This is a genomic window from Pelagibius sp. Alg239-R121 (genome assembly GCF_947331435.1).
Taxonomy (GTDB): Bacteria; Pseudomonadota; Alphaproteobacteria; order Kiloniellales; family Kiloniellaceae; genus Denitrobaculum.
Genome location: NZ_CAMZOF010000004.1, coordinates 567816 through 592772 on the forward strand (window position 1 = coordinate 567816; position 24957 = coordinate 592772).

Below are 24957 nucleotides of genomic sequence, written 5' to 3' on the forward strand. Positions count from 1 at the left end.
TTGGCGGTTAGCCGCTGTTTGCGGTCTGGTCGTCGAAACGAGCCAGTGCGGCGGGCAGCGTTTCGATCAGGCGCTGTGCCCAGAAGCTTTGCCCGGCTTCGTCTGCGATCAGGTCGTGGCGTAGTTCAATGAGAAGATGTGGCAAGCCCCGTCCTTCTGCGTGAACGGGAATGGTGTAGTCGGTCTTGTCGCTGACCGAATAGGGTTGATTGTCTCCGATGCACAGGCTCTCGTCCGTGGATAGCTCTGCAATCATGCAGCGGCTCAATCCCGGCTCCCTATTATACTGGATACCGATTTGCCAGGGGCGGCTGGCGCCATGATAAACCGGCGTAAAACTGTGCAGGGCGACCAGAACGCTGCGTTGCTGCCGCGCGTGCCGTTCTTCCAGCCGCGCCGAAATTTCAGTGTGGTAAGGGGCAAAGATCGTTTTTTTCCGCTGTGCTGCAGCTTCGGCGTCTAGGCCGACGTTTCCGGGCACCTCGGTCGCTTCACTGACGGCGGGAATCGAGGACTCCACGTGCGGCTGACGGTTACAGTCGATGACCAGCCGCGAGTAGCCTTGAAGAACGAGAGTGGCGTCGAAGGCCTCGGAAATCGAATGGGCAACAGCGGCGGCGCCGATATCCCAACCGATGTGGCGGTCAATTTCATGATCCGGCAGTCCGAGGCCACTGAGTGACTCTGGAATTCGCTTGCTGGCATGATCGCACGTCAGGAAAAACGGCGAACGCCCGTGGGCGCGAACCACTTCGACAGCAGCGGGTTCATGTGGAGCGAGTTCGACCATGAGGTAAAGTGCAATGCCTCTTGTCTGGCAATGAATTTTGAGATGCCGTGAAAGCGAAAAGTTTAAGGCGACGATTTAGACCGAAATTCGCGTCCCTGTCAGTAACAATAAAGCCATCTGGGTAGATGTGGGAATAATCCTGACAGAGCTCAAGCGGTGCTCAATGCTCTATCCAGAAATGAGAGGCGATCCTGACCCCAGAACAACTCACCGTTGAACTGATAGCTTGGTACGCCGAAAACACCCCGTTCGACAGCTTCGCGAGTGAGCGCTTCAATTTGGACTTCGAGCTCGGTCCGTGCTGCTGCTTCGAGCAACGCGGTGCCGTCGAGGTCACAGTCTCGCGCGACGTCCAACAGGCATTGCGAATCGGCGATGTCGCGTTCCTCGGCCCAGACAGCCCGACCAAAGGCGTTGGCCAGCCGAAGTGAATCTCCGCCCGTCTTGCTCATGGCGAGCACCATACGGGCAGCGACGCCCTCTGCCGCGGGAAAGAAACGGGGTTTCAGGTTTAGGGGCATCGCAAGATGCTTGCTCCAACGTGCAAGTTCGACGAAACGGTAAGCCTGTCGCTCGGGTGCCCGCTTTGCCAGAGGTAAACCGCCAGTCTTGGGGAATACTTGCGATAGGTCGATCGGTTTGACGTTGACCGTCGCGCCATGCTTTTTCGCAATGTCGGCGAGCTGTTCTCCACCGAGGTAGCAGTAAGGCGAGATGAGGGAGAGGTAGTAGTCAATTTGCATTTTCAATCCTTGAGGGAATATTCGATTTTCTTTCCTGCCTGAACTTGATCAAATTACTTGTTGTTTGTGTCAAAATCGGCTTGAAAGGGATTTCTCCAAAGAGTGGCGCTACTATGCTGCATATTATTGCTTTAGGACGAAATCAAAATACGAATAAAATCTGGGGATACGGGATGAAGCGTTTGTTACGGGAGCAGGGTCCATGGTAGCGGAGGTTCGCTATGTCATCTTCACGACCCAGGAACTTTCCAGGGCGTTGATAACGTCACACCAAAAGAAGGGTGAAGCCTTACCGTCCGGCACTATTCACAGTATCACGCAGGACAGCCGGCCTGGCGTCAAAGTTACCATCACCATCGCGCCGGATCGCGAGACTGATCATATTCTTCTTGATTGGACGGAAGAAGAAGTCCTCTCAGCCCTTGTGGGCTATTGCCGTGGGAATAACATTCCTCTGCCGGCATCCTCTTCAAAGCAGCTTGGGACCATCCGTCACAGCATGGCGCTGATCATTACGATGAACGTAACGGACGACAAATATAAAGACTTTGAGCAGGCGATTTCCGACAAGGTCGCCGGGGATTAGCCGTTCCGTCCTGGCTGAACCAAGCGTGGGCTTTCTTCCGTGATGTGATGACTCCATCTCGCCCAGGATGGTCTCAATGCGCCGTTTGCATCAAACACGAACTTTAGAGCTTTCTTATGACCTGGATCACGACCATTCCCTACCGAGAGGCCGCCGGCCGCTTGCGTAAACTCTATGACCGGGTCAAGGGTCCGGATGACAACGTCGACAACATCATGATGGCGCACAGCCTGCGGCCGCACTCGATGGAGGGTCATATGGCACTCTATAAGAACGTGCTGCATCACTCGGCCAACAGCCTGCCGAAATCACTTCTGGAGACGTTGGGCGTCTATGTCAGTCTGCTGAACGGCTGCAGCTACTGCGTCGAGCATCACTTTCAAGGCCTGCAGCGTTTGCTCGGCGATGAAGCGCGGGGTAACGCGATCCGCGCCGCGCTTGAAGCAGAGCGGCCGGAGGAAGCGCTGACGGGCCGGGAACTGGCGGCTGCCCGCTATGCTCGTGTCCTGAGCGTCGATCCGACCAGTATGGACGAAACTGCTATAGCGGCGCTGCGTGAGTCTGGCTTGGACGATGGCGAGATCCTGGAAGTCAACCAGGTGGTGGCCTACTTCGCATATGCCAACCGGACGGTATTGGGGCTTGGGATCAACACTGAGGGCGATGAGATTGGACTGTCGCCAAACGATTCGGATGATCCGGACAACTGGTCGCATCGCTGATAATGGCAGCGGGTGTCCGTCTGAATTCTGCCATTCAGCAGGCGGCGGTGCAGCGTTGCTTCAATAGCTATCCATCAAACCAACCAATGTCCCGTCTCGTGTGCTCAGGTAACGAACGTACGTGGATCTTCGTCAACCTTGCCTGTTTTTTCCGACAGGATTCAGATTTCCTGGAGACAAGGTAGCGAGCCAGTTTATTCAACAAACTCGCGGAACTGTTCTGCGATTTCTCCTTGGTCATGGGTTCGTACTCCTCACGATACTTGCTTCCTTAGAGATGTCGCATCGCGGGTTTGTCTTCCAATCGAATGTCGGCTATAAGGTATAAGGAGTTTTTATACCTTATGCGCTCTCACCTCCCTCCGCTGGCCGCAACCAGAGCCTTTGAAGCCGCCGCCCGTCACGGGACTTTCACCAAAGCTGCTGAAGAGCTTGGGATGACCCAGGCGGCGGTAAGCTATCAAATCAAGGTTTTGGAAGAGCGGGTCGGTTCGCCGCTCTTCCTGCGCTATGCGCGGGGCGTTGAGCTTACGGATGTGGGGCGGCGGTTCTCGCGCCGGGCAAGTGAAGCGCTTGACCTTCTGCGCGATGCTTTCGCCGATGCCAAAGGGCAGAGCGATGAGACGCTGGTCATCAGCGTGATCCCGACTTTTGCGACCAACATCCTCGCTCAGCGGCTGGGCCGTTTTCAAATCGACAATCCGTCAATTGCCATGCGTGTGGAAGTTAATCAGTCGCTCGCCGACTTCGCATCTGAAGATCTTGACTTGGCGATCCGCTCGGGCAGAGGCGAATGGCCCGGGTTGAAGTGCCACGAACTCATACGCTCAACCTTTACGCCCATGCTGAGTCCCGCCCTTGCCGAACAAGCCGGTGGCCTTCGGGAACCCTCCGATCTATTGCAGCTCCCGATCATCGAACCGTCGGATCCCTGGTGGCAGCAGTGGTTTGCAGCTGCCGGGATTTCACATGCCCAGATTCCGGCCCGCCCAGGCTTGAAGTTCGGTTCGCAGATCCTCGAGGCGAACGCCGCCATCGCGGGGCAGGGAGTCGGTATTCTCACGCCTGCTCTCTGCCGCGATGCCCTGCAGCGAGGACAGCTTGTACAGCCGTTCGATCTCATCTGCGATGACGGCTACTCTTACTGGCTGGCCTATCCGGAAAACCGCCGTAACGCGCCAAAGATAAGAAAGTTTCGCGATTGGATTCTCGGTGAAATGGCCGAGCTCGCGTAAGCATGGCGATGGCCGGCCGAATGCACTCTAGCCGTCGACATAGACCTCTCCGTTCAGATCGTCGAGCTTGACCTGCAGATGGGCGCGCACGTCTTGCACGGCCTGATTGTAGACGTCGGGGCACAGTGTTTTTATGGCGAGGTCGAGAATTTCGTTGGCGCGGAAGTCTGATAACTCTTCGTCGAAATCTTCCCGAAACAGCGATTGAAGTTGGCCTCTGAAAAGAGCCTTTCTGTCGTCAGTCAGATCAATCTGCATCCTGCGGGCTCCTGAAATCTGATCGTTTCATTTCACCCAGTGACACTGTCCCGAAACCGGGGGATCGGCAACTCCCCTTTTCAATCCAAATTCAGCGTCTGCGTGACCTCCTCAATACTCTCGCGCAGAATGCCACCGATCTTGGCGATCTCTTCTTCAGTCAGAATAAGCGTCGGCGAGAGGATGGCGATGTTGCCGAGCGGGCGGGCGATCAGGCCGCGTTTTTGAGCCGCCTGGGCAATGCGTGTTCCAACCTGATGCTCCTCGGCGAAGACCTCCTTGGTGTCCTTGTTCTTTACGAACTCGATGCCCATCATGAAGTGGCTGCCGCGCACTTCGCCGACGATATCCAAGTCTTCCAGTCCGCGCAGGGTATTCTCGAAAACCTTGCCTGTCGTTTGCACCTGCTGCGGCAGGCCTTCGCGCTCCATGATCGCGATGTTGGCAAGAGCGGCCGCGGCCGCGGCCGGATGGCCGGAGTAGGTCATGCCGTGCAGAAACATGCCACCAGGGGCGGAGATCACGTCGTAGATCTCGTCTGAGACGATGGTTGCGGCCAAGGGCTGGTAGCCGGAGGTGAGGCCCTTTGCCGTATTGATGATATCGGGCTGGCTGTCGTAGAGGTCCTTGGACGCGAACATGTGACCGAGGCGTCCGAAGGCGGTCACGACCTCATCGGCAATAAACTTGATGTCGTTGTCCGCGCAGATGGCGGCCATCTTCTTGTGGTACCCCGTTGGAGGCACGATCACACCGCCGGCACCCATGACCGGTTCTGCAACGAAGCAGGCAATGTTTTCCGCGCCGAGGCTTTCGATCGTCTGGCGCATATCATCGGCGAGAGCGTCCAAGAATTCGGCCTCGGTCATCTCACCGGCTTCGCGGTAGGCATTAGGGCACTTGAGGTGGTGCACCAGTCCCTCCGCGGCGGTGTCCCAGCCCTCGCTGTAGAGCGGTGTGGTCATTGCCATGGCCAGATGTGTGGAACCGTGATAGGCGCCGACGCGCGACAGCACTTTCTTTTTGTTCGGGCGGCCCAGGCGGTTGTTGTAGTGGTGCAGCATCCGCACGGCCGTATCGTTGGCGACCGAACCGGAGTTGCTGAAGTAGACGCTGTTCAAATGTCCCGGTGCGAGTGACGTGAGCTTCTCAGCGAGCTGCGCGGCAGCAGGGTGCGTGAAGTTGTAGAAGGTCGAGTAGTAATCGAGCTGCTTGAGCTGCGCTGTGACGGCATCGATAATCTCTTCGCGCCCGTGCCCGACATTCACGCACCAAAGGCCCCCAATCCCATCGATCAGTTCGTTGCCTTCGCTGTCGTAGACATAGGCGCCTTTGCCGCGGACGATGGCAGTGCGGGTGCTGTTCTGCTTGAGCGCATCCAGATTTGCGAAAGACTGGATCAGGTGTGCGTCCTTGGTCAGAATCTCGTCGGTGCTGAGTGTTGGATTAAAGCTGGTCATGTCTGCCCGGAGCCTCCCTGAAATCATGATATTGTGTGCTGATGCGGGTGGGATCGATGTCGGCGCATCCATCCAGATCCGCGATCAAAAGCGCTTCGGTCTTACCGGCCTTGACAAGAATGCCGCCGTCCGGACCGAGCAGGATGGAACTGCCACCGAAGGTTAGTCCGCTATCGCTGCCGCAATAGTTTGCATAGGCAATAGTCATATTGGTCTCTACAGCCCGTGCCGGCAGCAGGACATCGGAGACGTGCTCAAAGCCGGCCGGATTGGCGGTCGGCACCAGGAGCAGTTCGGCGCCGCGTTTCTTCAATGCTCCGCAGTGCGGGGCGAACTCGACGTCGTAACAGATCAAGAGCCCGGCCCGGATACCATCGAGATCAAAGAGCTCGTAGTCTGCACCTGGTATGAAGACCGACTGCTCCATCTCGCCGAAGAGCTGAAGTTTGCGATAGTGCGCTAGCCTGCGGCCATGCCTATCGAAAGTGCTGGCAGCATTGTAAAGCTGCGCGCCGTCCCGTTCGGCCCAGCCGATGGTGAGTCCGCAGCCTGTGGATTTCGCCAAAACCGCCAGCTGCGCCTCCCACGGGCCGCCTTGTGGCTGAGCCAGGGAAGGGTGCAGTTGGCGCTGATTGTAGCCAGGCAGAAACAGCTCGGGAAACACTACCATATCGGCGCCGGCCGCCGCGGCAGCCAGGAGCTTGCCTTCGATGGTCTCGAAAGCGGCTTCCAGATTGCCAGAGGGCGAGGGGCCCTGATAGAGCGCGAGCTTCATCTGCTGTCTCTGCTTGGCGATTTTCGCGGCTACTTCTTAAGATTGGTCCAGATGGCGTCATACAGCACCTGGACTTCCTGTGGGCAGGCCTGCACGAAGACGCCTACGGGCTGCGCCGGCGGATTTGATTCAGGAGAGTTCTTCACTTCGTCGGAGAGATGCGGCTCCGTCCCGGTGACGCCCGCGGTGTACTGGGCAAAGTTGGTGACTGCGGCGGCGTTTTCCGGCTCCAGCAGGAAGTTCATAAACTTCAGCGCGTTTTCGCGGTTGGGTGCATCCTTCAACAGGACCACGTTGTCCATCCAGACGATATAGCCTTCCTTGGGATAGGCATACTCGATATTGGCGCCTTCATTGCGTGCCTTGGCTGAGAAGCCGCTCCAGATCATGCCTAAGTCCGCGTCGCCACTGACCAGCACGTCCTTGGCCGTATCCGAGCCAAAGGACGCCCAATGCGTCTTGGCGTCCTGCACCAGCTTGTTCAGCGCTTTGAGCTGTTCGCGGTCTGACGTGCACTGCGGAATGCCCAGATGAATGGAGGCCAGGGTCAAAAGCTCACCTTGGGTGTCCAGCACGTTGATTTTGCCGCTGAGTTCCGCGGGTGGTTCGAACAGGAGCTTGGTGGTGTTGATGTCACCTTTAAATTTATCGCGGTTCACGGAAAAGCTGGTCGAGCCCCATTGATAGGGGATCGAGCTTTTGCGGCCCGGGTCGAAACTGACGTCAAGCCATTGCGGCTGGATGTTGCCGTAATTACTCAGTTCACTCGGCTCGAAAGTGTCGAGCAGGCCTTCGTCAGCCATGATTTCGACCATGTAATCGCCGGGAACCGAAACATCATAACTGCCCATTTTACCGGCCTTCAGCGCGGCCAGCATGGCTTCGTTGGAATCGAAGGTGTCCATGGTCACCTCGACGTCATACTCTTTGGCGAACTTGTCCAGCAGCTCCTGTGGGATGTACTCGAACCAGTGATAGATTGAGAGTTTGCCCTCGGCCTGTGCCAAACCGGAAAAACCGGTCAGGGCGATTGCCGCGACAGCGCATTTGAGTAGGGTTTTCATGACGTGCTCCACTGTTGTTAAGGTCTTTTTTGTTGAGATTTTTACGTCTTGGTTTTGTTCTGCCCCATCCGGCTGGCCAGATAGGAGAGGGTGACAAATCCCACGGAAACCAGAAGCAGCAGGGTGGAAATTGCCATTATGTTGGGCTTGATGCCCTGTTTAACCGATCCAAAGATAGCCGTCGGAAGGGTCTCGATCCCGGCACCCTTGACGAAGTTCGTGATCAGGAAATCGTCGAGCGAAATGATGAAAGCCAGCAGGAAGCCGGAAAAAATACCAGGCATCATCAATGGCAGCAGAACCAGCCGAAAGGCCTGCGCCGGTGTGGCATAGAGGTCCATCGCCGCCTGTTCGTAAGTGTCCTCAATTGACTGCATGCGCGCCGCGATCGGCAGGTAGGCGAAGGGGATGCAGAAGACGATGTGTGCGACCAGAATGGTTGCGTAGCCGGTGGTGAAACCGATGGCGGAGAAAAAGATCAGACTGGCGACGGCGGTCACGATCTCGGGCACCATCAGCGGCAGATTGATCAAGGCGAAACTGGCTGTCCGGCCCCGCAATCGGCGAGCCCGCATCATGGCGACCGCCGATGAGACGGCGATGACGGTGGCGCAAGTTGCGGCCATCACGGCGATGGTAAGAGAGTTCAGCGCAGCCTGTTTGAACTTCGGTGCTTCTACCCCGAAAAAGACATCTTCGTACCAGCGCAGGGAAAAGCCGCCCCAGATCGTGATTGAGGTGTTGTCGTTGAAGGAGTAGGCCATCACCACCATCAAAGGGGCGTAGAGAACTAGAAGGCAGAGCAGGGTTAACTGCAGGAAACCGGGGAAGCGTCGCATGTCAGCAACCTTCGACATCAGAGTGCCTCCCGCCGGGTCTGATTGCGGGCGTAAAAGATCAGCACTGTCATGACGATGCTCAATAAGATCATTGAGACCGCCGCGCCGAAGGGCCAGTTGCCAGCATTGCCCTTGAACTGTTCTTCGATCAACGAGCCGATCATGAAGGTCTTGGCTCCGCCGAGCAGGTCGGGCGCGAGAAAGGCTCCAAGGCTTGGCACGAAGACAAGGATCGAACCGGCGATGATGCCTGGCTTGACGGCAGGCAGTATAATCAGCCGCAGGATGGTCCAGCGTCCGGCATAAAGATCAGCGGCCGCCTCCGAGAGCGCAAAGTTGTAGCGTTCTGCACTGGCGTAGATCGGCAGGACCATGAAGGGCAGGTAGGAATAAAACAGCCCGAGCTGGACGGCTAGGTTGGTGTTGATCAGGTGGATCGGCTCACCGATCATGCCCAGCCAAAGCAGGAACTCATTGAGGGGCCCGGTATCGCGGATCAGGAATTTCATGGAGACCGTGCGGATCAGCAGGTTCACCCAGTAGGGGATTGTAATCAGCAGGAGCCAGACGGTGCGATGGCGCGGTACGCGCGTTGCGATGAACCAGGCGGTGGGGAACCCGATGACGAGACAAAAAGCCGTGGCCAGGCCTGCTTGCCACAAAGACCGCCAGAAGATTGTAATATAGGTCCATTCGATCTTCGGCGGCTCGTCCCCAAAGAGGCCGCGGTTGAAGAAGAACTGATCGTAGGCGGCGAGCGAAAACTCCCAGATGACGCCGCCCCGGAACTCCTTGGTCAGAAAGGAGTAGATCAGCATCATGCAGACCGGTAGCAGCAGGAAAAATCCGATCACCAGCCAGCTTGGCAGGATCAGCAGCCCAGCGCGCCCTTTGTAGATCCCTGCGCTGTTTGAAGCGCTCGCCATTCCGCCCGCCATCAGTCGGCCAGCAGGCGGGCGGCGCCCGCTTCCAAAGCAATCCCAACCTGTGTTCCGATGTCGGGAACCGAAACGGCGTCCGAATTTTGGACCCGCAGCGTAAGAACCTCGTTGTCCTCCAGACGCACCATCACCTGCATGTCTGTGCCGAGATAAACGTGGTTCTCAACGCGGCCGCTCAGCAATGCATCTGCCGGTGCCGTCAAGGTCATCCGCTCAGGACGAACTGAAAGATGACCAGGGCCCGGATCCACGACGGCGGCCGCGGGACAGATGATTTCCCGCCCGCCGGGCAGGACACAGAGTGCCTGTCCGTCGGCGACGGAGGTGACAGAAACATCCAATAGATTGGTTTCGCCAATGAAGTCGGCAACGAAGCGGTTTCTCGGCGCCTCGTAAACGTCACGCGGTGTACCGACCTGCTGCACTTCACCCGCCGACATGACGGCAATGCGGTCCGACATGGTCAGGGCTTCTTCCTGGTCATGGGTGACGAAGATGAAAGTGATGCCGGTTTCTTTTTGAATCTGTTTGAGCTCAACCCGGACGGCCTGGCGCAGTTTTAGATCAAGAGCCGAGAGCGGTTCGTCCAGCAACAGCAGTTTTGGCTTGGGCGCGAGGGCGCGCGCCAGGGCAACCCGTTGCTGCTGACCACCGGAGAGTTGATTAGGATAGCGCTGGGCAAAGGGCGAGAGCTGGACGAGTTCCAGAACCTCGGCGCAGCGTGTCTGAGCTTCGCTGTCCGATTTACGCAGGCGCAGCAGCCCAAACATAACATTCTGCGCGACCGTCATATGTGGAAAGAGGGCGTATTGCTGAAAGACCGTGTTTACGGGCCGCTGATGCGGTGGCAGGCCGGCAATGTCGTCGCCGTAGAGCCGGATTGCACCGTCGGAGATCTCCTCAAAGCCGGCAATACTGCGCAGCAGCGTGGTTTTCCCACAGCCGGAGGGACCTAGCAGTGTGAAAAACTCGTTGTCGCGAATATCCAGAGACACACCCGACAGCGCCGTGAAGGCTCCGTAGTTTTTTGTAACCCTGTCAATGTCGACCGCAACGGTCGTGTCTTGTGTTCTCTGCAGCAATGACTCGCTTTATCTCTTTCGAGATACCCCCTGATATTGTAGATCAGTCTATCTTCACTTGTTGGAAGGGGTATATACCCCCAAAGTGGTATGGTTATGAAGAAGCTGCCGAACGCTGCGGAGGCGAGCCTCGGGGCTGCAATCGCCGCTCTGAACGGCGATCTTTTCGAAAGCAGGCTGCACGACTGGCTCAACCGCTGTTTGGACATCGATAATGTCACGATCCTGGCCTACTTCCAGGACCGGGCGCCCTCGGTGATCTATACCCAGGCGGCTGACCCCCGGGTTTATTCCGAGCTGGAGAACGTCTATATCGGTGGTGCTTACCTGCTGGATCCCTTTCACGAACTGCATGTGAAACGCGCTCCCAGGGGAGTCTACAGGCTGAGGGACATTGCGCCCGACCAGTTTCACCGGAATCCCTACTACACCATCTATTATCGCTGCACGACGCTGATCGACGAGCTGACTTTTATCTCCTATCCGGGCAAGGGCGTGTCTCTGCATGTCTGCCTGGGGCGGGATTCGACCTCAAACCGCAAGTTCTCGAACCGGGAGATTGAGACTGCTCAGCGCATCGCCCCGATCGCAGTCGGCCTCGCCGAGGTTCATTGGTCGAGCCTGAGTTCGAGTGGTGATTTCAAGGAATCCGAGGTCGCCCAACGCCTGATCGATGCTGCCAAGGCCGAACACGGCGTGTCCTTGAGTGGGCGACAGGCGGTGGTGGCGTTGCTGATCCTGCGCGGCCATTCCTCCACCTCCATCGGCCTGCGCCTGGGAATCAGTCCTCAGACCGTGAAGGTCTTCCGGAAACAGCTCTACAAAAAATGCACGATCTCATCGCAGGCGGAGCTCTTCTCACTGATGATGCCGCTGTTGGGGAGGTAGGGTTTAGTCGTTTTCACGGCATCTGCAAAAAAACGACAACGGTCATTAAGTTCAATATAGCCAGGACATTTTAACTCGTGCGAAGGAAGCGCGAGACAAGCCTGCCGACAACGACCGGTGCATCTTCGGGGCTGTAGTGCCCCACGCCGGAAAGATGCCGCACCTCGCCCCCAGGAAAAGCCTGACGGAACAGCGGCAGGAACTGATCGGCTTGTAGCGTCCGGTCAGCGTCGCCCCATAGGGCTAACGCCGGTTTCTTTGATAATTCAGCGGCAACAGCCGTGTCCGGGATTTCGAACTTGTGCGCGCCCGTCGCGAAGCCTTTTGCCCAGCCGATTGCGCCCGCTGCATGCCGAGGCGTAGGGAAGGGTGCGCGATAAGCCGTCAGCCAGGAATCGGTAATGATTTCGTTCCGCTCGAATCCGTTGAGCTTGAGGGTCGACAGAATGTTGTAGTCGAGTTGACCGAGTACGGTTTCGAGGGTTCCGTCCGCGTTTGCCTTTGAGATCCACTGAAACCACGGAGAGGTTGCGGTATTCGCAGTCAGCCGGTCAATCAGGTCCGGCTGCCCGAGGGGTGTCGGGCCATTGACAGACACGATCCGTTTGATTCGCCACGGATGCCGGATCGCGAGCCCCATCCCGACCGGCCCACCGAAGTCGTGCATGACCAGCGTCAGGTCACGAAGATCCTTGGCCAGCACGAAGCGCTCAAGGTTGTCGATATGGTCCTGCAGCCAGTAGGTTCTGTGGTTTGGCGTTGCGCTCTTGCCAAACCCCATGTGATCGACGGCGATGACACGGGCCTTCTGTGCCCACAACGGAATTTGATTTCGAAAGAGGTAACTCCAGGTCGGTTCGCCATGCAGCAGAAGCAGGGTGTCGGATCCCGCACCCTCATCGATATAGTGCATCGGAAAGTCGGCGACCTCGCTGTATCGGGCCTTGAAGGGCCATGTGCCCGAGAAGGTCTCTCCTGCAGCGACTGCAGGGGCGGGGTTGCGGGCGGTTAAGTTGTTTGTCGGCGCAGCAGCCTGCGCCTTCGCGAGGGAAGCAAGAGTAATTGTGGTGGCGCTTGCGATGCTGCCGAGAACCTGGCGTCGGGTGGAGGTGATCATAGCTCTGTCTCCGCTGGAATAGGGTGGATGTCTTCGACGACGACATGAACAAAAGTCAGATATGTTCTGGCTGCGTGACTGAACCGCCATGTTGATATCTCACTGTTCATAAATGTGTGTGTGTCACATATATAATCTTCAACTTGCTATTCAAGTGTGTGAGTCACATATTTTTCTTATGACAAAAGAAACCCTGCGCACTGCCAACCTGCTCGGAGCCGCTGTACTCGGCCTGCATGACGAGCTCAAACAGAGTGTCGAAAAGCGGTCCGGGCGCGCTGGTGAAGCTCCGGCGGCACTGAATGCCATCGGCCATCAGCCTGGCCTCTCGAACGATGCGCTCAGCCGTTTGCTCGGTCTGACGCATACTGGGACCGTCAGACTCATTGACCGTTTACTCGAGGACGGGCTTGTGGAGCGGCGCAGCGCTGCGCGCGACAAACGGGGGGTCGCGCTTTATCTTACCGCGCAGGGAAAAACCGTCCGAGCGGAAATCCTGCAGGATCGTGAGGCTGCCCTCGCGCCGCTTGTATCCCGCTTGTCTGCAGGCGAGCAGAAGACACTTGGGACGCTTCTCGGGAAGTTACTGAATGGCGTCTCGCGGGACGATTCGCACAAGCTGCGAATCTGCCGCCTTTGCGACAGCCGCGCCTGCAAGGACTGCCCGATCCTCGTGCCTGTCACTCCAGTAGACTCGGAGGCGCCGCCAGCCTGAACGGTGAAAGCACAGCGTCCTGCCGTCGCGATGTCACCTGGCGTCGATCGAGCGTCGCACTGCGGGTTTTTCTTACTGGAAGTCAGTCAAAAATCTGTTCCACAACGATAGTATCGATCACTGGTAACTTCGGCCCACGGTTTGGAAACACAGATCGTCCGACCTCGGTGAAGCCCCATTTGCGGTAAAATGGAGCCGCATTCAATGTGGCGTCGATCTTAACGAGGCCGGATCCGGTCGGAAGCGCGTCGCGCAGCGCTCGGCGCATGAGTTCCGCGCCAATACCAAAACCCGTGTATTTAACGTCAACAAAGAGCCGAACAACTTCACCGGGAACGGCGTGGCTGAAGCCAGCCGGTTTGTCATTGATTTCGGCGATCGTAACAGCTTCGTTCGCGCAGTCGTCACGATAGGTCTCCGGGCTGCGGCCCGCCATCCAGGTTTCCACTACCTCCGCGGAATAGAATGCCGGTGAAAGCTCGCTGACCGATTTTGCGGTGAGCTCGAACAGCGTCTCAGCGTCACTTGCGTTGGAGCGTCTATAGAGTGCCGCAGACATGAAAGGATCCCTCCTACGATTTGATCAATCACTCGGCACGTGTGCATCAAATAGGAACTTCAATACGCCGATTGTGAAGACCGCGATGGATGCCTCTCCCATTGCCAAGCTTCCCATTTTGAGATGCCTTTGGCGATAACCTGATAACCCTCCCCATTGCTGTGGAGTCCATCGTTCGCTTCCAGGCCATCCATGTAGTCGGGCTCGTTTACCAAGGTCCGGAAGAGGTCGAGATATGGTACCCCCCGTTCCGAACAGATTTTGGTGTAACTCCATGTCGCTTCGTCAATGTCGCTGTTGCGAAAATCGAATTTCATTCCGCTGACGGTGGAAAGAAAAGGCATCTTGGCCTCGCAGACGGGGAAGGGGCCCACGACAAGAAGCGGTGCCAGATCGGCAAGCCCTTCGACCAAACTCGTGAAGTCTTCCAGTGTACGCCGTTGTGGCGTGCGGAAGGCGCCGGTGCCGATGCGGGCGAGGTCGTTCATGCCGGTGCCAAGGACGATGAGATCGGTTTTACGATCTTGGATGCGGGCCGAACACTCCGCTACTGCACGAACGCCTATTTCCCGCAGGGTTTGGCCGCGGACGCCCAGGTTATAGGCAACAAGGTTGTTGCCGGCCTCCCGTTCCAGGGCAGCAAGCCGGCCGGGCCAGCCCAGGCCAGTTTCGTCCCCCATGCCTTCGACCGTAGAGGCACCAATGAAACAGACCCGCTTCACGTTGCGCCTTTCTTGACTTCACGTTCGCGCAGTTCCCGGCGAATGATTTTTCCGGTGGTGGTCATGGGGAGATTTTCGACAAAAGCCACATCGCGAGGGTATTCGTGCGCCGCGAGGCGAATCTTGACGAAGGCTTGAATTTCCCTGGCCAGATCGTCGCCGCCCTCGAAGCCAGGATTGAGTACGACGAAGGCCTTGACCCGTTCGGTGCGTAGCGGATCGGGGATACCTACGGCTGCCGCCATGGCAATGGCGGGGTGCTTGATCAGACAGTCCTCGATCTCGCCTGGGCCGATGCGGTAGCCGCCGCTGGTGATCACGTCGTCGTCGCGCCCGACGAAGTGGAAATAGCCGTCCTCGTCCAGGCGGCCCCGGTCGCCGGTCAGCAGCCAGTCACCGACAAATTTTTTCTCAGTTGCCTCGGGGTTGTTCCAGTATCGCAGGAACATGACAGGGTCGGGGCGTTGGATTCCGATATTACCTTCCTCGCCCTGGGGCAGGGGTGTGCCCGCGTCGTCGACAATGGCGACCTCGTGCCCGGGAACCGCGCGGCCCATAGCACCGGGCTTCACCGGCATAAGACCGGCGCAGTTGCCAACCACCAGATTGCACTCGGTCTGGCCATAAAATTCGTTGATCGTGAGGCCGAAGGTTTCGCGGCCCCAGGCCAACAGTTCCTCGCCAAGGGATTCGCCTCCGCTGCCGATCGAGCGTAAATCACAGTCCCAACGCTCCCGTGGCCTTTCCACCGAGCGCATCATTTTGAGGGCTGTGGGCGGCATAAAGGCATTGCGGACTTTGAACTCTGCCATCAGGGAGAAAGCGGCTTCAGGTTCGAACTTGGCAAAGCGATGCGCCAGGACCGGTACGCCGTGATACCAGGCTGGTAACAGGACATCCAGCAGGCCGCCGATCCAGGCCCAGTCCGCGGGAGTCCAAAAGAGATCGTCTGCCTGCGGAAAGAATTCATGCGGGAATTCGACACCCGGCAGGTGCCCCAGCAGCACGCGATGGGCATGGAGTGCGCCTTTGGGCGGTCCAGTCGTTCCGGACGTGTAGATGATCAGGGCTGGGTCCTCAGCCAGAGTTTCGACTGGCGTGAAATCTGAACTGGCCGGCTCCAGAAGGGCATGGAAGTCGAGCAGGCCGTTGCTATCGCCTTCCGAGAGATCATCGATACAGAGCACATGACTGAGCACGGGAAGCCGCTCGCGAAGCAGCGCGAGCTTGGCTGCGCCGGCCCTGTCGGTCACAACGACCTGTGCCCCCGAATCGGAGAGGCGGTATTCAAGTGCTTCTTCGCCGAACAGAGTGAAAAGCGGAATCGCGATCGCACCCATCTTGTAAGCGGCGATATGAGTGATTGCGGTTTCCGGTGCCTGAGGCAGCAGGATGCCGACCCGCTCGCCACGCTCCAAACCGAGGTCATTTAGGACATTGGCGAGCTTGTTCGAGAGGGTTTTCAGGTCGCCAAAGCTGTAGTTCTCGACCTGGCCCTCGGCAGTCTTGAATATCAGCGCCAAACGCCCCGAATCGGCCCACTTGTCGCACACCTGGACACCGATATTAAAGATCTTAGGAATCGACCAATCGAGGCTTTTTCGCACTTCATCGTAGCTACTACCCGGCGTCAGCATGAACTTTTTTATCCTCGTTTGTACACTCTCTATCGCTTGGCAAGTTCCCGCGACTTGAAGGGCTTAGAAGGCATCTCTGATATTTCTCTGCAATAGGCTTAAAGCGCTTTGTTTCCCTGCATCGAACCCCGATTGAAGCGGGCGAAACCTACAGTTAAAGTAAGCGCCGATTCCACTAGAGTCTGATCATTTTTCGCTGATTCGGTGAAAAATGCGAATCAGCCTCTGAGACACATAGGTAGAGGGCGATTCACCTTCTTGGTTGTTTCAATCAAGCCGGGCCGACCTCTAGGGAGCAACCTGCAGGCTATGCCGTTAGACAGTGCCGTCAAACCGCCATTCGTGCAGTCGACCTGTCCGCATGACTGTCCGAGCACCTGTGCTCTGGAGGTCGAGCAGCTGTCGGCAACCCGTATCGGCAAGGTGCGCGGTGCCAAAGACAACAGCTACACTGCAGGCGTGATCTGCGCCAAGGTCGCACGCTACGCCGAACGCGTCCATCATCCGGAGCGTCTCGACAAGCCGTTGCGCCGGGTTGGCAAAAAAGGCCTTGGGCGTGATGCCTTTGAAGAAATTTCCTGGGACCAGGCTCTCGACGAGGTTGCTGAAAACCTGCTGCAGGCGGAACAGTGTCTCGGCGCTGAAACGGTCTGGCCCTACTTCTATGCCGGGACCATGGGGTTGGTGCAGCGCGACGGTATTGAGCGCCTGCGGCATGCCAAGGGTTATTCGCGGCAATACTCAACCATCTGCCATACCCTTGCAGATGCCGGCTGGCTGGCAGGCGCTGGGGTCAAACGCGGCCTCGACCCCCGGGAAATGGCGCATTCCGATCTGATCGTAATCTGGGGTGGCAATCCGGTTTCGACCCAGGTCAATGTCATGACCCATGTGGCTAAGGCGCGGAAAACCCGTGGCGCCAAGTTGGTAGTGATCGACCCCTACCGGACGGGGACGGCGGAGCAGGCGGACCTGCACCTGGCACCGAAACCGGGAACCGATGGCGCACTGGCTGCCGCAGCGATCAACGTGATGCTGGCGGAGGGTCTTGCAGACAGGGACTATCTTACGCGCTTGTCCGATTGGGATCACGAGCTGGAAGAGCATTTCGCCCAGCGCACGCCGGAATGGGCTGCTGAGATCACCGGCCTGACGGTTGATGAGATCGTCGGGTTCGCGCGCCTGTTCGGCGCGAACAAGAAGGCCTTCATCCGCATTGGCTACGGCTTTTCTCGATCGCGAAATGGTGCGGCGAGTCTGCATGCGGCGACCTGTCTGCCGATCGTAACCGGCGCCTGGCAGTATGAGGGGGGCGGCGCGCTCTACTCGAACGGTGGAATTTTCCCGATCGACGCAACCTTGATCGAGGGACTCGATGCACTTGATCCGTCAGTACGGATCTTCGATCAATCTCGGCTGGGGCCGGTTCTTTGCGGCGACCCGCGTGATCTCAAGGACGGACCTCCCGTCACCGCACTCTTTATTCAAAACACCAATCCGATGGTGGTTTGCCCGGAAAGCCTGAAGGTCAGACAGGGCTTTGAACGCGATGACCTCTTCGTCTGTGTGCATGAGCAGTTCATGACGGATACGGCGGCCATGGCGGATATCGTCTTGCCGGCGACCACCTTCCTGGAACACGACGACATTTACCGCGGCGGTGGGCATACGCATTTGCAGATTGCCCGGCCAGTGATCGAGCCCTTTGGCGAATGCCGCAGCAATCACCAGGTGATCTGTGCATTGGCCGAGCGATTGGGCGCGCAGCACCCGGGCTTCGAGATGTCTGAGTGGGAACTTATCGATTCGACCCTGAGAGCTTCCAGCCTGCCCGACGCACAGACTATGTACGATGCCCGCTGGTGGGACTGTGCGTTGGATTTCGACACGGCACACTTCAAGGATGGCTTCGGCAACGACGACGGGCGGTTCCATTTCAAGGCGGATTGGGCGGCCATCGGTGTGGATCATACTGAAATGCCGCGCCTGCCCGGTTTCATGGACGCGATCGATACCACGAAGCCCGATAAACCCTTCCGATTGGTAGCGGCGCCGGCGCGGACCTTTCTCAACACGTCGTTCACGGAAACCCCTGGCTCGCTGAAGCGCGAACAGCGGCCGACACTTTTGGTCCATCCCGAAACCTGTTCGCACCTGGGGATTATGGACGGTGACAAGGTGCGGCTCGGTAACGACCTGGCGACCATAACACTGCATGTGGCCTGCTTCGACGGACTGCAGCCCGACGTTGTCGTGGTGGAGAGCATTTGGCCGAACTCGGCTTTCGAGGGCGGTGTTGGTATTAACGCATTGGTGTCCGCCGATCCCGGTCCCCCGCGGGGAGGGGCCGTGTTCCACGACACCGCTGTCTGGATAGAGGTCGTATGAAATATCGGCACGGCGGCCGACGGCCACATGTGATCGTTGTTGGCAATGAAAAGGGCGGGTCGGGGAAGTCGACCACGGCCATGCACCTCACTGTATCGCTGCTGAAACGTGGGTTTCGGGTGGGTACGATCGACCTGGATGCCCGTCAGGGCAGTTTTTCGCGCTATGTGGAAAACCGTCTGGCCTACATCGAGGCGACCGGAATGAATCTCGAGTGCCCGGAACACCGGCGGATCTACGGTTCGACCCGTGACATACAGGAGGTTGCCGAGCAGGAGGAAAAACAGAGCCTGCAGACCGCCTGGGCGGCGCTGGACGACCGCGATTTCATCGTGATCGACACCCCCGGAAGCGACAGTAGCCTCTCGCGCCTCGGCCACATTATGGCCGACACCTTGGTGACGCCTCTGAACGACAGTTTCCTCGACATGGATATGCTTGGCCGGGTCGAGCTGGACGGTGACGAATATTACCTTTCACCCAGCGTTTACAGTCAGATGGTCTGGGAACAACGCCAGAAGCGGGCGATGGATCGGTTGCCGCCCATGGACTGGGTCGTCATGCGAAATCGTCTATCTCACATCAATGCGCGGAATAAGAAGGATATCGGGCAACTGCTGGAGCAGCTCTCGAAACGCCTTCGCTTTCGAATCGCGCCTGGATTTGGTGAACGTGTCGTATTCCGCGAGCTCTTTCCCAAGGGATTGACGCTGCTGGATCTCGGTGATGCGACCGGCGATGTCTCCATGAGCCTGAGCCATGTTGCGGCCCGTCAGGAGCTTCGCCAGCTGCTCGACGTTCTGAATTTACCTGGAAATGTCGAAGCTCAACCGGCGAGTTCAGTCGATTCGGTGGGTGTTGCGGCCGGCGCCACGCCGATGACACAGGCAGCTGCAGCCGGAGCCGATAGCAGTAGAGCAGCTGTTTTGGAAGAGGCGAAGGCCGTAAGCGAAGCTTAGCTACCCCTGGAATCTCTGTTGGGTGAACCTACGTAAATAGTGATAGGGAATCCTGATTATGGCCGGTGACAAAAATATACCGAGTCGCTCTGGTGACGGTCGATCGCCGGAAGCGAGGCAAAACACGTCTGATGTCACCCAGTCTTCGGGGGCAGAAGTCGACGCGTTCCTGCGAAAGGTCGCTCAATCCACGGCACCGGCGCCGGAGGGTGGACGCGGGCGTTTGATCTTCGCCATGGACGCTACGGCGAGCCGCCAGCCGACCTGGGACCAAGCCTGCCATATTCAAGCTGAGATGTTTAAGGAAACCAGCGCTCTAGGTGGATTGGAAATTCAACTGGTTTTTTACCGCGGTTTCGGCGAATGCAAGGCGTCGAGCTGGATTGCCAATGCCGATGAGCTGCTCCGGCGCATGACGTCGGTTTCCTGCTTCGCCGGTCACACGCAGATCGGCAAAGTGCTCAACCGGGCCATCGGTGAAACCAAGAAAAAGAAGGTCGGCGCTCTGGTCTTTGTCGGCGACGCGGTCGAAGAAGATATCGACCATCTGGGGCATCTGGCGGGCGAACTCGGGGTTCTGGGCGTGCCCTGCTTCATGTTCCATGAGGGACTCGACCCAATCGCAGCCGGTGCCTTCCAGCAGATTGCACGTTTGTCGGGGGGCGCCTACTGTTCTTTCGACGCTTCCAGCGCTCGCCAACTGAGGGACCTTCTGGCCGCTGTGGCGGTCTATGCGGCCGGAGGACGCCGGGCGCTGGTCGACTACGGACGCAGAGCGGGTGGTCCCGTTTTGCAGCTGACGCATCAAATAAAGTGATCTGGCCAAGCAAAGTGATCCAAAAGTGATCGGTTATTTTTTTCTCGGTTTATGCAGTCTTGTCGGTCTGCTGCTTTTGGCGAAGTGGTACAGCAGTGCCGATCCGAAAGCCCTGGCAAAGACGGTGCCACGCGTGGTCATCGTTGTGGCGGTGGCGATACTGATCCTGATCGTTCTGACTGGACGGATTGCTTTGCTGCTTGCACTCGCGCCCGTGATCTTGATGTTTTTCGCCCGCTTTCGTGCATTGAAGAACCGAGTCCGTGCAGCCATGGGGCCGCAACCGGGGCAGACCTCGGAGGTTGTGACCAGGTATTTCCGCATGACCCTGGATCATGACAGTGGAGATTTGAGTGGTGATGTTCTCGACGGCGCCTTCGCCGGGCGTGGTCTCGATGAATTGACCCGAGAGGAGTTAATGGACCTCTGGAATGAAATCGTTGTCGATGCACAATCCGCCTCGGTGCTCGAGAGTTATCTCAATCGCCGACTCGGACCCGATTGGCCGGGAGACTCCGCCGAAGAGAGCTCTGGATACGATGATTCAGCCCAGAAGGAGAGCGGTCATCGTCGGAAAAGCCGCAGTGGCTGGGGCAGCAGCAGCGGCAGGCGCACGAATGAGGACACGCCGAGTGAAGCGATGACACGTCAGCAAGCCTATGAAGTTCTCGGGCTTAAGCCAGGGGCGTCGAAGGAAGAAGTCCGCGAGGCGCACAAACGGCTTCTCCAAAAGATCCATCCTGATCACGGCGGTTCCAATTTTCTTGCAGCTCAGATCAACCGGGCCAAGGATCTGCTGCTAAAGGATTAATTTTTTCCCCTCTTCGATATTAATCTTCCTGCAATAGTCTGGTTCGGCCTGTTGTCACGTTATTAACGCTATGGCATTACAACGTTTCACATTAATGCTACGGCAAAATTTCATCTCAACATTCACTTAATCCAAAGGCTCTCAAACCGATGAATGCTAGGGTGCGCAAGGCGATTTTCCCTGTTGGTGGACTGGGAACGCGATTTCTTCCCGCGACCAAGGCCATGCCGAAAGAAATGCTGCCGGTGGTCGATAAGCCATTGATTCAGTATGCAGTCGAGGAAGCTCGCGATGCGGGGATCGAGGAATTCATCTTCGTGACCGGGCGCGGCAAGGCCTGTATCGAGGATCACTTCGACCGCAGCCACGAGCTCGAAGATACGCTCTCGGGCCGTGGCAAGACCGCTGAATTGGAGCAGATCGCTGAACTGCTCGCAGCGCCGGGTAAGGTCTGTTACACACGCCAGCAGGAGCCTCTGGGCCTGGGACACGCCGTGTGGTGCGCGCGTAATCTGGTCGGGAATGAGCCCTTCGCCGTGCTGCTGGCGGACGACTTGGTTCAAGCCAGGACGCCTTGTCTGAAGCAAATGGTCGAAGCCCACGAACCTGTTGGCGGCAATCTGGTTGCCGTCATGGATATTCCAAGAGAACACACCAATCGCTATGGCATTTTGGATGTCGTCAGCGATAACGGCCAGCTCGCTGAGGCGAAGGGACTGGTCGAAAAACCGGCGCCCGAAGTTGCTCCCTCGACACTCTCGATCATTGGCCGCTACATCCTGCAGCCCGAGGTCTTCGATGAGCTCGAACGCCAGGAACGTGGTGCCGGTAACGAGATTCAACTGACCGATGCCATGGCGCGGACGATCGGCCGCATTCCTTTCCATGGCCTGCGTTTCAGCGGCACGCGTTTTGACTGCGGCAGCAAGGCGGGGTTCCTGGAAGCCAATATCGCCTTTGCACTGGCCCGACCGGATCTGGGTAACGATATGGCGGACATCCTGAGCCGCTATGCGCCCGGTGCAGAAGCTGCGGTTTCGGCAGATTAACTCAACAGACCGTTGTTAGCGGAGATATTCGTTTATGCGTATCGCAATGATCGGAACCGGCTATGTTGGCCTGGTTTCGGGAGCTTGTTTTTCGGAATTCGGCACCAATGTCGTCTGCGTCGATAAAGATCAAAGTAAGATCGGCAAGCTTCTGGCCGGTGAAATTCCGATTTTCGAACCCGGCCTTGATAAGCTGGTGGCGAACAACGTCGCTGCCGGGCGCCTTTCCTTTACCACGGACCTCGCGGCCGCAGTTCAGGGCGCCGATGCGGTGTTTATCGCAGTCGGCACGCCCTCAAGGGCCGGTGACGGACAGGCGGACCTGACCTTCGTGCGCCAGGCCGCGAAGGAAGTGGCCGAGGTAATGGATGGCTACACGGTCGTTGTGACCAAATCCACCGTGCCTGTGGGGACCGGCCGCGAAGTGGCTCAGATCATCCGCGAAACCCGCCCCGACGCCGACTTCGATGTCGCTTCGAATCCCGAATTTCTGCGCGAAGGGGCCGCCATCAACGACTTCATGCGGCCGGACCGCGTGGTCATCGGTACGCTGGAGCCGCGGGCGCAGGAAGTTCTACGCGAACTCTACCGGCCCCTCTATCTGATTGAGACCCCGATCCTCTTTACTGAGCTGGAAACCTCCGAGCTGATCAAATACTCCGCGAACGCTTTTCTCGCGGTCAAGATCACCTTTATCAATGAAATCGCGGATCTTTGCGAAAAGGTCGGTGCCGACGTGCATGACGTGGCAAAGGGCATCGGCCTCGATGGACGGATCGGGCGCAAGTTTCTTCATCCCGGTCCTGGTTACGGCGGGTCCTGCTTTCCCAAGGATACAACTGCATTGGCGCATACGGCCCAGGAAAAGGGAGCACCCGTACGCATCGTGGAAACGGTTGTCGACATCAACGACAAGCGGAAGAAACGAATGGCAGAAAAGGTGCTTGCTCACTGTGGCGGCTCACTCGAAGGCAAGACCGTAGCTGTCCTGGGGTTGACCTTCAAGCCGAACACGGACGATATGCGCGATGCACCCAGCATCGATATCGTCCCGGCTTTGCGGGCGGCAGGGGCCGCGGTGCGGGTTTACGATCCCGAAGGTATCGAGGAGGCCAAAAAGGTTATCTCTGACGTGACCTGGTGCGAAAACGCCTATGACACCATGCCCGACGCTGATGTGCTCGTGATCATTACCGAGTGGAACGAGTTCCGCGGCCTTGATCTCGATCGGGTCAAAACATTGATGCGCACGCCGGCCATGGTCGATCTGCGGAACATTTACAATCCGAGTGAAATGGCGGGCGCAGGTTTCGACTATACATCTGTTGGCCGTCCAGGCCGCCTGGACAGCGCGGGAGGCTAAGCCATGACGACCAGCCATAACTTCAACACCACGATCCTGCGCGAATACGATGTGCGCGGCGTGGTCGGCGAAACTTTGTCTTCGGACGATGCCCGTGCGATCGGGCGGGCTTTCGGGACGATCGTCGCGCGCAAGGGCGGCAGCCGTGTCTGCGTCGGCTATGACGGCCGCTTGTCTTCACCGGAGATGGAAGCCGGTTTGGTTGAAGGACTGCGCGCCAGTGGCATCACCGCGATACGGGTCGGCCGTGGGCCGACACCCATGTTGTATTTTTCGGTTTACGAACTGGATGCCGACGGCGGAATCATGGTGACCGGTTCGCACAACCCGCCGAATTACAACGGCTTCAAGATTATGCTGGGTAAGAAATCCTTCTTTGGTGAAGAGATCCAGGTGATGAGCCGGATTGCGGCCGCAGGCGATTTCGAGTCCGGAGCGGGGCAGGCTGAAGATCAGCCAATGTTCGATGCTTATCTGAACCGCCTGCTGGTGGACCTGGATATGGGGCCGAAGTCACTATCGATTGCCTGGGATGCGGGCAACGGTGCTGCCGGGGAGGTCATGACTGCGCTTTGCAAAAAGATCCCCGGGCAACATAAACTGCTGAACGAAGAGATTGACGGAACCTTTCCGGCCCATCACCCGGATCCGACGGTGCCTGAAAATCTTGTGCAGCTTCAGGCTGCAGTGGCTGAGGGGAACTGCGATCTCGGCATAGCCTTCGACGGCGACGGGGACCGGATCGGGTTGATAGACGGACAGGGCAGGGTGCTCTGGGGTGATCAAATCATGTTGCTGCTTGCCCGCGATGTTCTGAAGGAGCATCCCGGCAGCACGATCATCGCGGACGTCAAGGCCAGCCAGGTGTTGTTTGACGAGATCGCGCGCGCCGGCGGTAAGCCGGTGATGTGGAAAACCGGCCACTCTCTGATCAAGACCAAGATGATCGAGACCAATGCACCCTTTGCCGGTGAGATGTCGGCACATCTCTTTTTCGCCGACCGCTTCTATGGTTTCGACGATGCCCTCTATGCTGCAGTGCGCCTGCTCAACATCGTGAGCCATTCCGACCAAAGTCTCGCGGCCTACCGTGATTCTCTGCCACAGGTGGTCAACACGCCGGAGATCCGCTTTCCCTGTTCAGAAGAGCGGAAGGTGCCCGTGATCGCTGAAGTGAAAAGCCGCCTGGCGGCCAACGGCGCGGACGTGAACGACATCGATGGTGTCCGCGTCCGTACGGCCGACGGCTGGTGGTTGTTGCGGGCGTCAAACACCCAAGATGTGCTGGTGGCGCGTTGTGAAGCGGCGGATGATGAGGGTCTTGTGCGCCTTAAGCAGGCAGTCGCAGAACAGATCGCCGCCAGTGGTCTGGATGTCCCTGACTTTTGATGTGATTGCGGATCCGGCGAATTGCGGCGGTACCTCCCGGTCACGCCG

Annotated in this window: 25 protein-coding genes; 12 read left to right on the top strand and 13 right to left on the bottom strand. The window is 57.9% G+C overall.

From position 1 onward, the window contains the following. Positions 1–7: 7 nt before the first annotated feature. Together QMZ18_RS16155 and QMZ18_RS16160 are read right to left on the bottom strand one after the other, a co-directional pair. Positions 8–790 (bottom strand): N-formylglutamate amidohydrolase, encoded by a 783-nt coding sequence (locus tag QMZ18_RS16155; protein WP_282607342.1) that lies wholly within the window; start codon positions 788–790, stop codon positions 8–10. A gap of 149 nt (positions 791–939) precedes the next feature. Next, positions 940–1533, bottom strand: coding sequence for a 2-hydroxychromene-2-carboxylate isomerase (locus QMZ18_RS16160; RefSeq protein ID WP_282607343.1), 594 nt, complete (start codon positions 1531–1533; stop codon positions 940–942). A gap of 202 nt (positions 1534–1735) precedes the next feature. Here QMZ18_RS16160 and QMZ18_RS16165 point away from each other — a divergent pair, with 202 nt between their 5' ends. From QMZ18_RS16165 to QMZ18_RS16175, 3 genes are all read left to right on the top strand, one after another. Beyond that, entirely contained in the window at positions 1736–2119 is a 384-nt protein-coding gene (locus tag QMZ18_RS16165; RefSeq protein ID WP_282607344.1) for a hypothetical protein, read from the top strand. 116 nt (positions 2120–2235) lie between these two features. Further along, entirely contained in the window at positions 2236–2841 is a 606-nt protein-coding gene (locus QMZ18_RS16170; protein ID WP_282607345.1) for a carboxymuconolactone decarboxylase family protein, read from the top strand. 344 nt (positions 2842–3185) lie between these two features. After that, a complete protein-coding gene (locus QMZ18_RS16175; RefSeq protein WP_282607346.1) occupies positions 3186–4076 on the top strand; it encodes a LysR substrate-binding domain-containing protein in 891 nt (296 codons plus the stop codon). 27 nt (positions 4077–4103) lie between these two features. On the opposite strand, the gene QMZ18_RS16180 is transcribed toward QMZ18_RS16175, so the two are convergent. The 7 genes from QMZ18_RS16180 to QMZ18_RS16210 form a co-directional block, all read right to left on the bottom strand. Then, positions 4104–4334, bottom strand: coding sequence for a DUF2164 domain-containing protein (locus tag QMZ18_RS16180; RefSeq protein WP_282607347.1), 231 nt, complete (start codon positions 4332–4334; stop codon positions 4104–4106). A gap of 80 nt (positions 4335–4414) precedes the next feature. Next, positions 4415–5794 carry an aminotransferase class III-fold pyridoxal phosphate-dependent enzyme gene (locus QMZ18_RS16185; RefSeq protein ID WP_282607348.1) on the bottom strand — a complete coding sequence of 460 codons (1380 nt, stop codon included), beginning with the start codon at positions 5792–5794 and terminating at the stop codon, positions 4415–4417. Continuing rightward, positions 5781–6569: a carbon-nitrogen hydrolase family protein gene (locus QMZ18_RS16190; RefSeq protein WP_282607349.1), complete on the bottom strand. Its 789-nt coding sequence runs from the start codon at positions 6567–6569 to the stop codon at positions 5781–5783. Before QMZ18_RS16190 ends, QMZ18_RS16185 begins: the two co-directional genes overlap by 14 nt. A 29-nt stretch (positions 6570–6598) precedes the next feature. After that, complete coding sequence (locus QMZ18_RS16195; RefSeq protein ID WP_282607350.1) at positions 6599–7633, bottom strand: extracellular solute-binding protein; 1035 nt, start codon at positions 7631–7633, stop codon at positions 6599–6601. A gap of 41 nt (positions 7634–7674) precedes the next feature. Continuing rightward, the gene (locus tag QMZ18_RS16200; RefSeq protein ID WP_282607351.1) at positions 7675–8490 is read right to left on the bottom strand and encodes an ABC transporter permease; all 816 of its coding nucleotides are present in this window, start codon (positions 8488–8490) and stop codon (positions 7675–7677) included. Continuing rightward, positions 8490–9398 carry an ABC transporter permease gene (locus QMZ18_RS16205; protein ID WP_282607352.1) on the bottom strand — a complete coding sequence of 303 codons (909 nt, stop codon included), beginning with the start codon at positions 9396–9398 and terminating at the stop codon, positions 8490–8492. The genes QMZ18_RS16200 and QMZ18_RS16205 overlap by 1 nt, the downstream gene beginning before the upstream one ends. A gap of 11 nt (positions 9399–9409) precedes the next feature. Beyond that, positions 9410–10495 (bottom strand): ABC transporter ATP-binding protein, encoded by a 1086-nt coding sequence (locus QMZ18_RS16210; RefSeq protein WP_282607353.1) that lies wholly within the window; start codon positions 10493–10495, stop codon positions 9410–9412. A 96-nt stretch (positions 10496–10591) separates the two neighbouring features. On the opposite strand from QMZ18_RS16210, the gene QMZ18_RS16215 reads away from it, so the two are divergent. Beyond that, positions 10592–11383, top strand: a complete 792-nt coding sequence (locus QMZ18_RS16215; RefSeq protein ID WP_282607354.1) for a helix-turn-helix transcriptional regulator — start codon at positions 10592–10594, stop codon at positions 11381–11383. A gap of 70 nt (positions 11384–11453) precedes the next feature. Here QMZ18_RS16215 and QMZ18_RS16220 read toward each other — a convergent pair whose 3' ends face one another. Then, positions 11454–12500, bottom strand: coding sequence for an alpha/beta fold hydrolase (locus tag QMZ18_RS16220; RefSeq protein WP_282607355.1), 1047 nt, complete (start codon positions 12498–12500; stop codon positions 11454–11456). Between the two features lie 178 nt (positions 12501–12678). On the opposite strand from QMZ18_RS16220, the gene QMZ18_RS16225 reads away from it, so the two are divergent. Next, positions 12679–13215 carry a MarR family winged helix-turn-helix transcriptional regulator gene (locus tag QMZ18_RS16225; RefSeq protein ID WP_282607356.1) on the top strand — a complete coding sequence of 179 codons (537 nt, stop codon included), beginning with the start codon at positions 12679–12681 and terminating at the stop codon, positions 13213–13215. An 82-nt stretch (positions 13216–13297) separates the two neighbouring features. Here QMZ18_RS16225 and QMZ18_RS16230 read toward each other — a convergent pair whose 3' ends face one another. Genes QMZ18_RS16230 through QMZ18_RS16240 form a run of 3 tightly spaced genes read right to left on the bottom strand, consistent with a single transcriptional unit; the run spans position 13298 to position 16133 of the window. Beyond that, positions 13298–13774 carry a GNAT family N-acetyltransferase gene (locus QMZ18_RS16230; protein ID WP_282607357.1) on the bottom strand — a complete coding sequence of 159 codons (477 nt, stop codon included), beginning with the start codon at positions 13772–13774 and terminating at the stop codon, positions 13298–13300. 59 nt (positions 13775–13833) lie between these two features. Beyond that, positions 13834–14496, bottom strand: coding sequence for a GDSL-type esterase/lipase family protein (locus QMZ18_RS16235; protein WP_282607358.1), 663 nt, complete (start codon positions 14494–14496; stop codon positions 13834–13836). Beyond that, entirely contained in the window at positions 14493–16133 is a 1641-nt protein-coding gene (locus QMZ18_RS16240; RefSeq protein ID WP_282607359.1) for an acyl-CoA synthetase, read from the bottom strand. The genes QMZ18_RS16235 and QMZ18_RS16240 overlap by 4 nt, the downstream gene beginning before the upstream one ends. Before the next feature lie 309 nt (positions 16134–16442). Here QMZ18_RS16240 and QMZ18_RS16245 point away from each other — a divergent pair, with 309 nt between their 5' ends. The 7 genes from QMZ18_RS16245 (at position 16443) to pgmG (ending at position 24909) form a co-directional block, all read left to right on the top strand. Further along, positions 16443–18521 carry a molybdopterin oxidoreductase family protein gene (locus tag QMZ18_RS16245; RefSeq protein WP_282607360.1) on the top strand — a complete coding sequence of 693 codons (2079 nt, stop codon included), beginning with the start codon at positions 16443–16445 and terminating at the stop codon, positions 18519–18521. Beyond that, complete coding sequence (locus QMZ18_RS16250; RefSeq protein ID WP_282607361.1) at positions 18518–19480, top strand: division plane positioning ATPase MipZ; 963 nt, start codon at positions 18518–18520, stop codon at positions 19478–19480. The genes QMZ18_RS16245 and QMZ18_RS16250 overlap by 4 nt, the downstream gene beginning before the upstream one ends. Before the next feature lie 58 nt (positions 19481–19538). Beyond that, positions 19539–20297 carry a VWA domain-containing protein gene (locus QMZ18_RS16255; RefSeq protein ID WP_282607362.1) on the top strand — a complete coding sequence of 253 codons (759 nt, stop codon included), beginning with the start codon at positions 19539–19541 and terminating at the stop codon, positions 20295–20297. A 25-nt stretch (positions 20298–20322) separates the two neighbouring features. Then, positions 20323–21108, top strand: coding sequence for a DnaJ domain-containing protein (locus tag QMZ18_RS16260; RefSeq protein WP_282607363.1), 786 nt, complete (start codon positions 20323–20325; stop codon positions 21106–21108). 149 nt (positions 21109–21257) lie between these two features. Beyond that, positions 21258–22157, top strand: a complete 900-nt coding sequence (gene galU, locus QMZ18_RS16265; protein WP_282607364.1) for a UTP--glucose-1-phosphate uridylyltransferase GalU — start codon at positions 21258–21260, stop codon at positions 22155–22157. Positions 22158–22191: 34 nt separating this feature from the next. Continuing rightward, positions 22192–23520 carry a UDP-glucose/GDP-mannose dehydrogenase family protein gene (locus QMZ18_RS16270; RefSeq protein ID WP_282607365.1) on the top strand — a complete coding sequence of 443 codons (1329 nt, stop codon included), beginning with the start codon at positions 22192–22194 and terminating at the stop codon, positions 23518–23520. 3 nt (positions 23521–23523) lie between these two features. After that, positions 23524–24909, top strand: a complete 1386-nt coding sequence (pgmG, locus tag QMZ18_RS16275) for a phosphoglucomutase/phosphomannomutase PgmG (protein WP_282607366.1) — start codon at positions 23524–23526, stop codon at positions 24907–24909. Positions 24910–24957: the final 48 nt, after the last annotated feature.

Excerpts from the sequence above, each read along its gene's own strand:
- QMZ18_RS16155 (WP_282607342.1), bottom strand. The coding sequence starts at position 790 with ATGGTCGAACTCGCTCCACATGAACCCGCTGCTGTCGAAGTGGTTCGC.
- QMZ18_RS16160 (WP_282607343.1), bottom strand. The coding sequence starts at position 1,533 with ATGCAAATTGACTACTACCTCTCCCTCATCTCGCCTTACTGCTACCTC.
- QMZ18_RS16165 (WP_282607344.1), top strand. The coding sequence starts at position 1,736 with ATGGTAGCGGAGGTTCGCTATGTCATCTTCACGACCCAGGAACTTTCC.
- QMZ18_RS16170 (WP_282607345.1), top strand. The coding sequence starts at position 2,236 with ATGACCTGGATCACGACCATTCCCTACCGAGAGGCCGCCGGCCGCTTG.
- QMZ18_RS16175 (WP_282607346.1), top strand. The coding sequence starts at position 3,186 with ATGCGCTCTCACCTCCCTCCGCTGGCCGCAACCAGAGCCTTTGAAGCC.
- QMZ18_RS16180 (WP_282607347.1), bottom strand. The coding sequence starts at position 4,334 with ATGCAGATTGATCTGACTGACGACAGAAAGGCTCTTTTCAGAGGCCAA.
- QMZ18_RS16185 (WP_282607348.1), bottom strand. The coding sequence starts at position 5,794 with ATGACCAGCTTTAATCCAACACTCAGCACCGACGAGATTCTGACCAAG.
- QMZ18_RS16190 (WP_282607349.1), bottom strand. The coding sequence starts at position 6,569 with ATGAAGCTCGCGCTCTATCAGGGCCCCTCGCCCTCTGGCAATCTGGAA.
- QMZ18_RS16195 (WP_282607350.1), bottom strand. The coding sequence starts at position 7,633 with ATGAAAACCCTACTCAAATGCGCTGTCGCGGCAATCGCCCTGACCGGT.
- QMZ18_RS16200 (WP_282607351.1), bottom strand. The coding sequence starts at position 8,490 with ATGTCGAAGGTTGCTGACATGCGACGCTTCCCCGGTTTCCTGCAGTTA.
- QMZ18_RS16205 (WP_282607352.1), bottom strand. The coding sequence starts at position 9,398 with ATGGCGAGCGCTTCAAACAGCGCAGGGATCTACAAAGGGCGCGCTGGG.
- QMZ18_RS16215 (WP_282607354.1), top strand. The coding sequence starts at position 10,592 with ATGAAGAAGCTGCCGAACGCTGCGGAGGCGAGCCTCGGGGCTGCAATC.
- QMZ18_RS16220 (WP_282607355.1), bottom strand. The coding sequence starts at position 12,500 with ATGATCACCTCCACCCGACGCCAGGTTCTCGGCAGCATCGCAAGCGCC.
- QMZ18_RS16225 (WP_282607356.1), top strand. The coding sequence starts at position 12,679 with ATGACAAAAGAAACCCTGCGCACTGCCAACCTGCTCGGAGCCGCTGTA.
- QMZ18_RS16230 (WP_282607357.1), bottom strand. The coding sequence starts at position 13,774 with ATGTCTGCGGCACTCTATAGACGCTCCAACGCAAGTGACGCTGAGACG.
- QMZ18_RS16240 (WP_282607359.1), bottom strand. The coding sequence starts at position 16,133 with ATGCTGACGCCGGGTAGTAGCTACGATGAAGTGCGAAAAAGCCTCGAT.
- QMZ18_RS16245 (WP_282607360.1), top strand. The coding sequence starts at position 16,443 with ATGCCGTTAGACAGTGCCGTCAAACCGCCATTCGTGCAGTCGACCTGT.
- QMZ18_RS16250 (WP_282607361.1), top strand. The coding sequence starts at position 18,518 with ATGAAATATCGGCACGGCGGCCGACGGCCACATGTGATCGTTGTTGGC.
- QMZ18_RS16255 (WP_282607362.1), top strand. The coding sequence starts at position 19,539 with ATGGCCGGTGACAAAAATATACCGAGTCGCTCTGGTGACGGTCGATCG.
- galU (WP_282607364.1), top strand. The coding sequence starts at position 21,258 with ATGAATGCTAGGGTGCGCAAGGCGATTTTCCCTGTTGGTGGACTGGGA.
- QMZ18_RS16270 (WP_282607365.1), top strand. The coding sequence starts at position 22,192 with ATGCGTATCGCAATGATCGGAACCGGCTATGTTGGCCTGGTTTCGGGA.
- pgmG (WP_282607366.1), top strand. The coding sequence starts at position 23,524 with ATGACGACCAGCCATAACTTCAACACCACGATCCTGCGCGAATACGAT.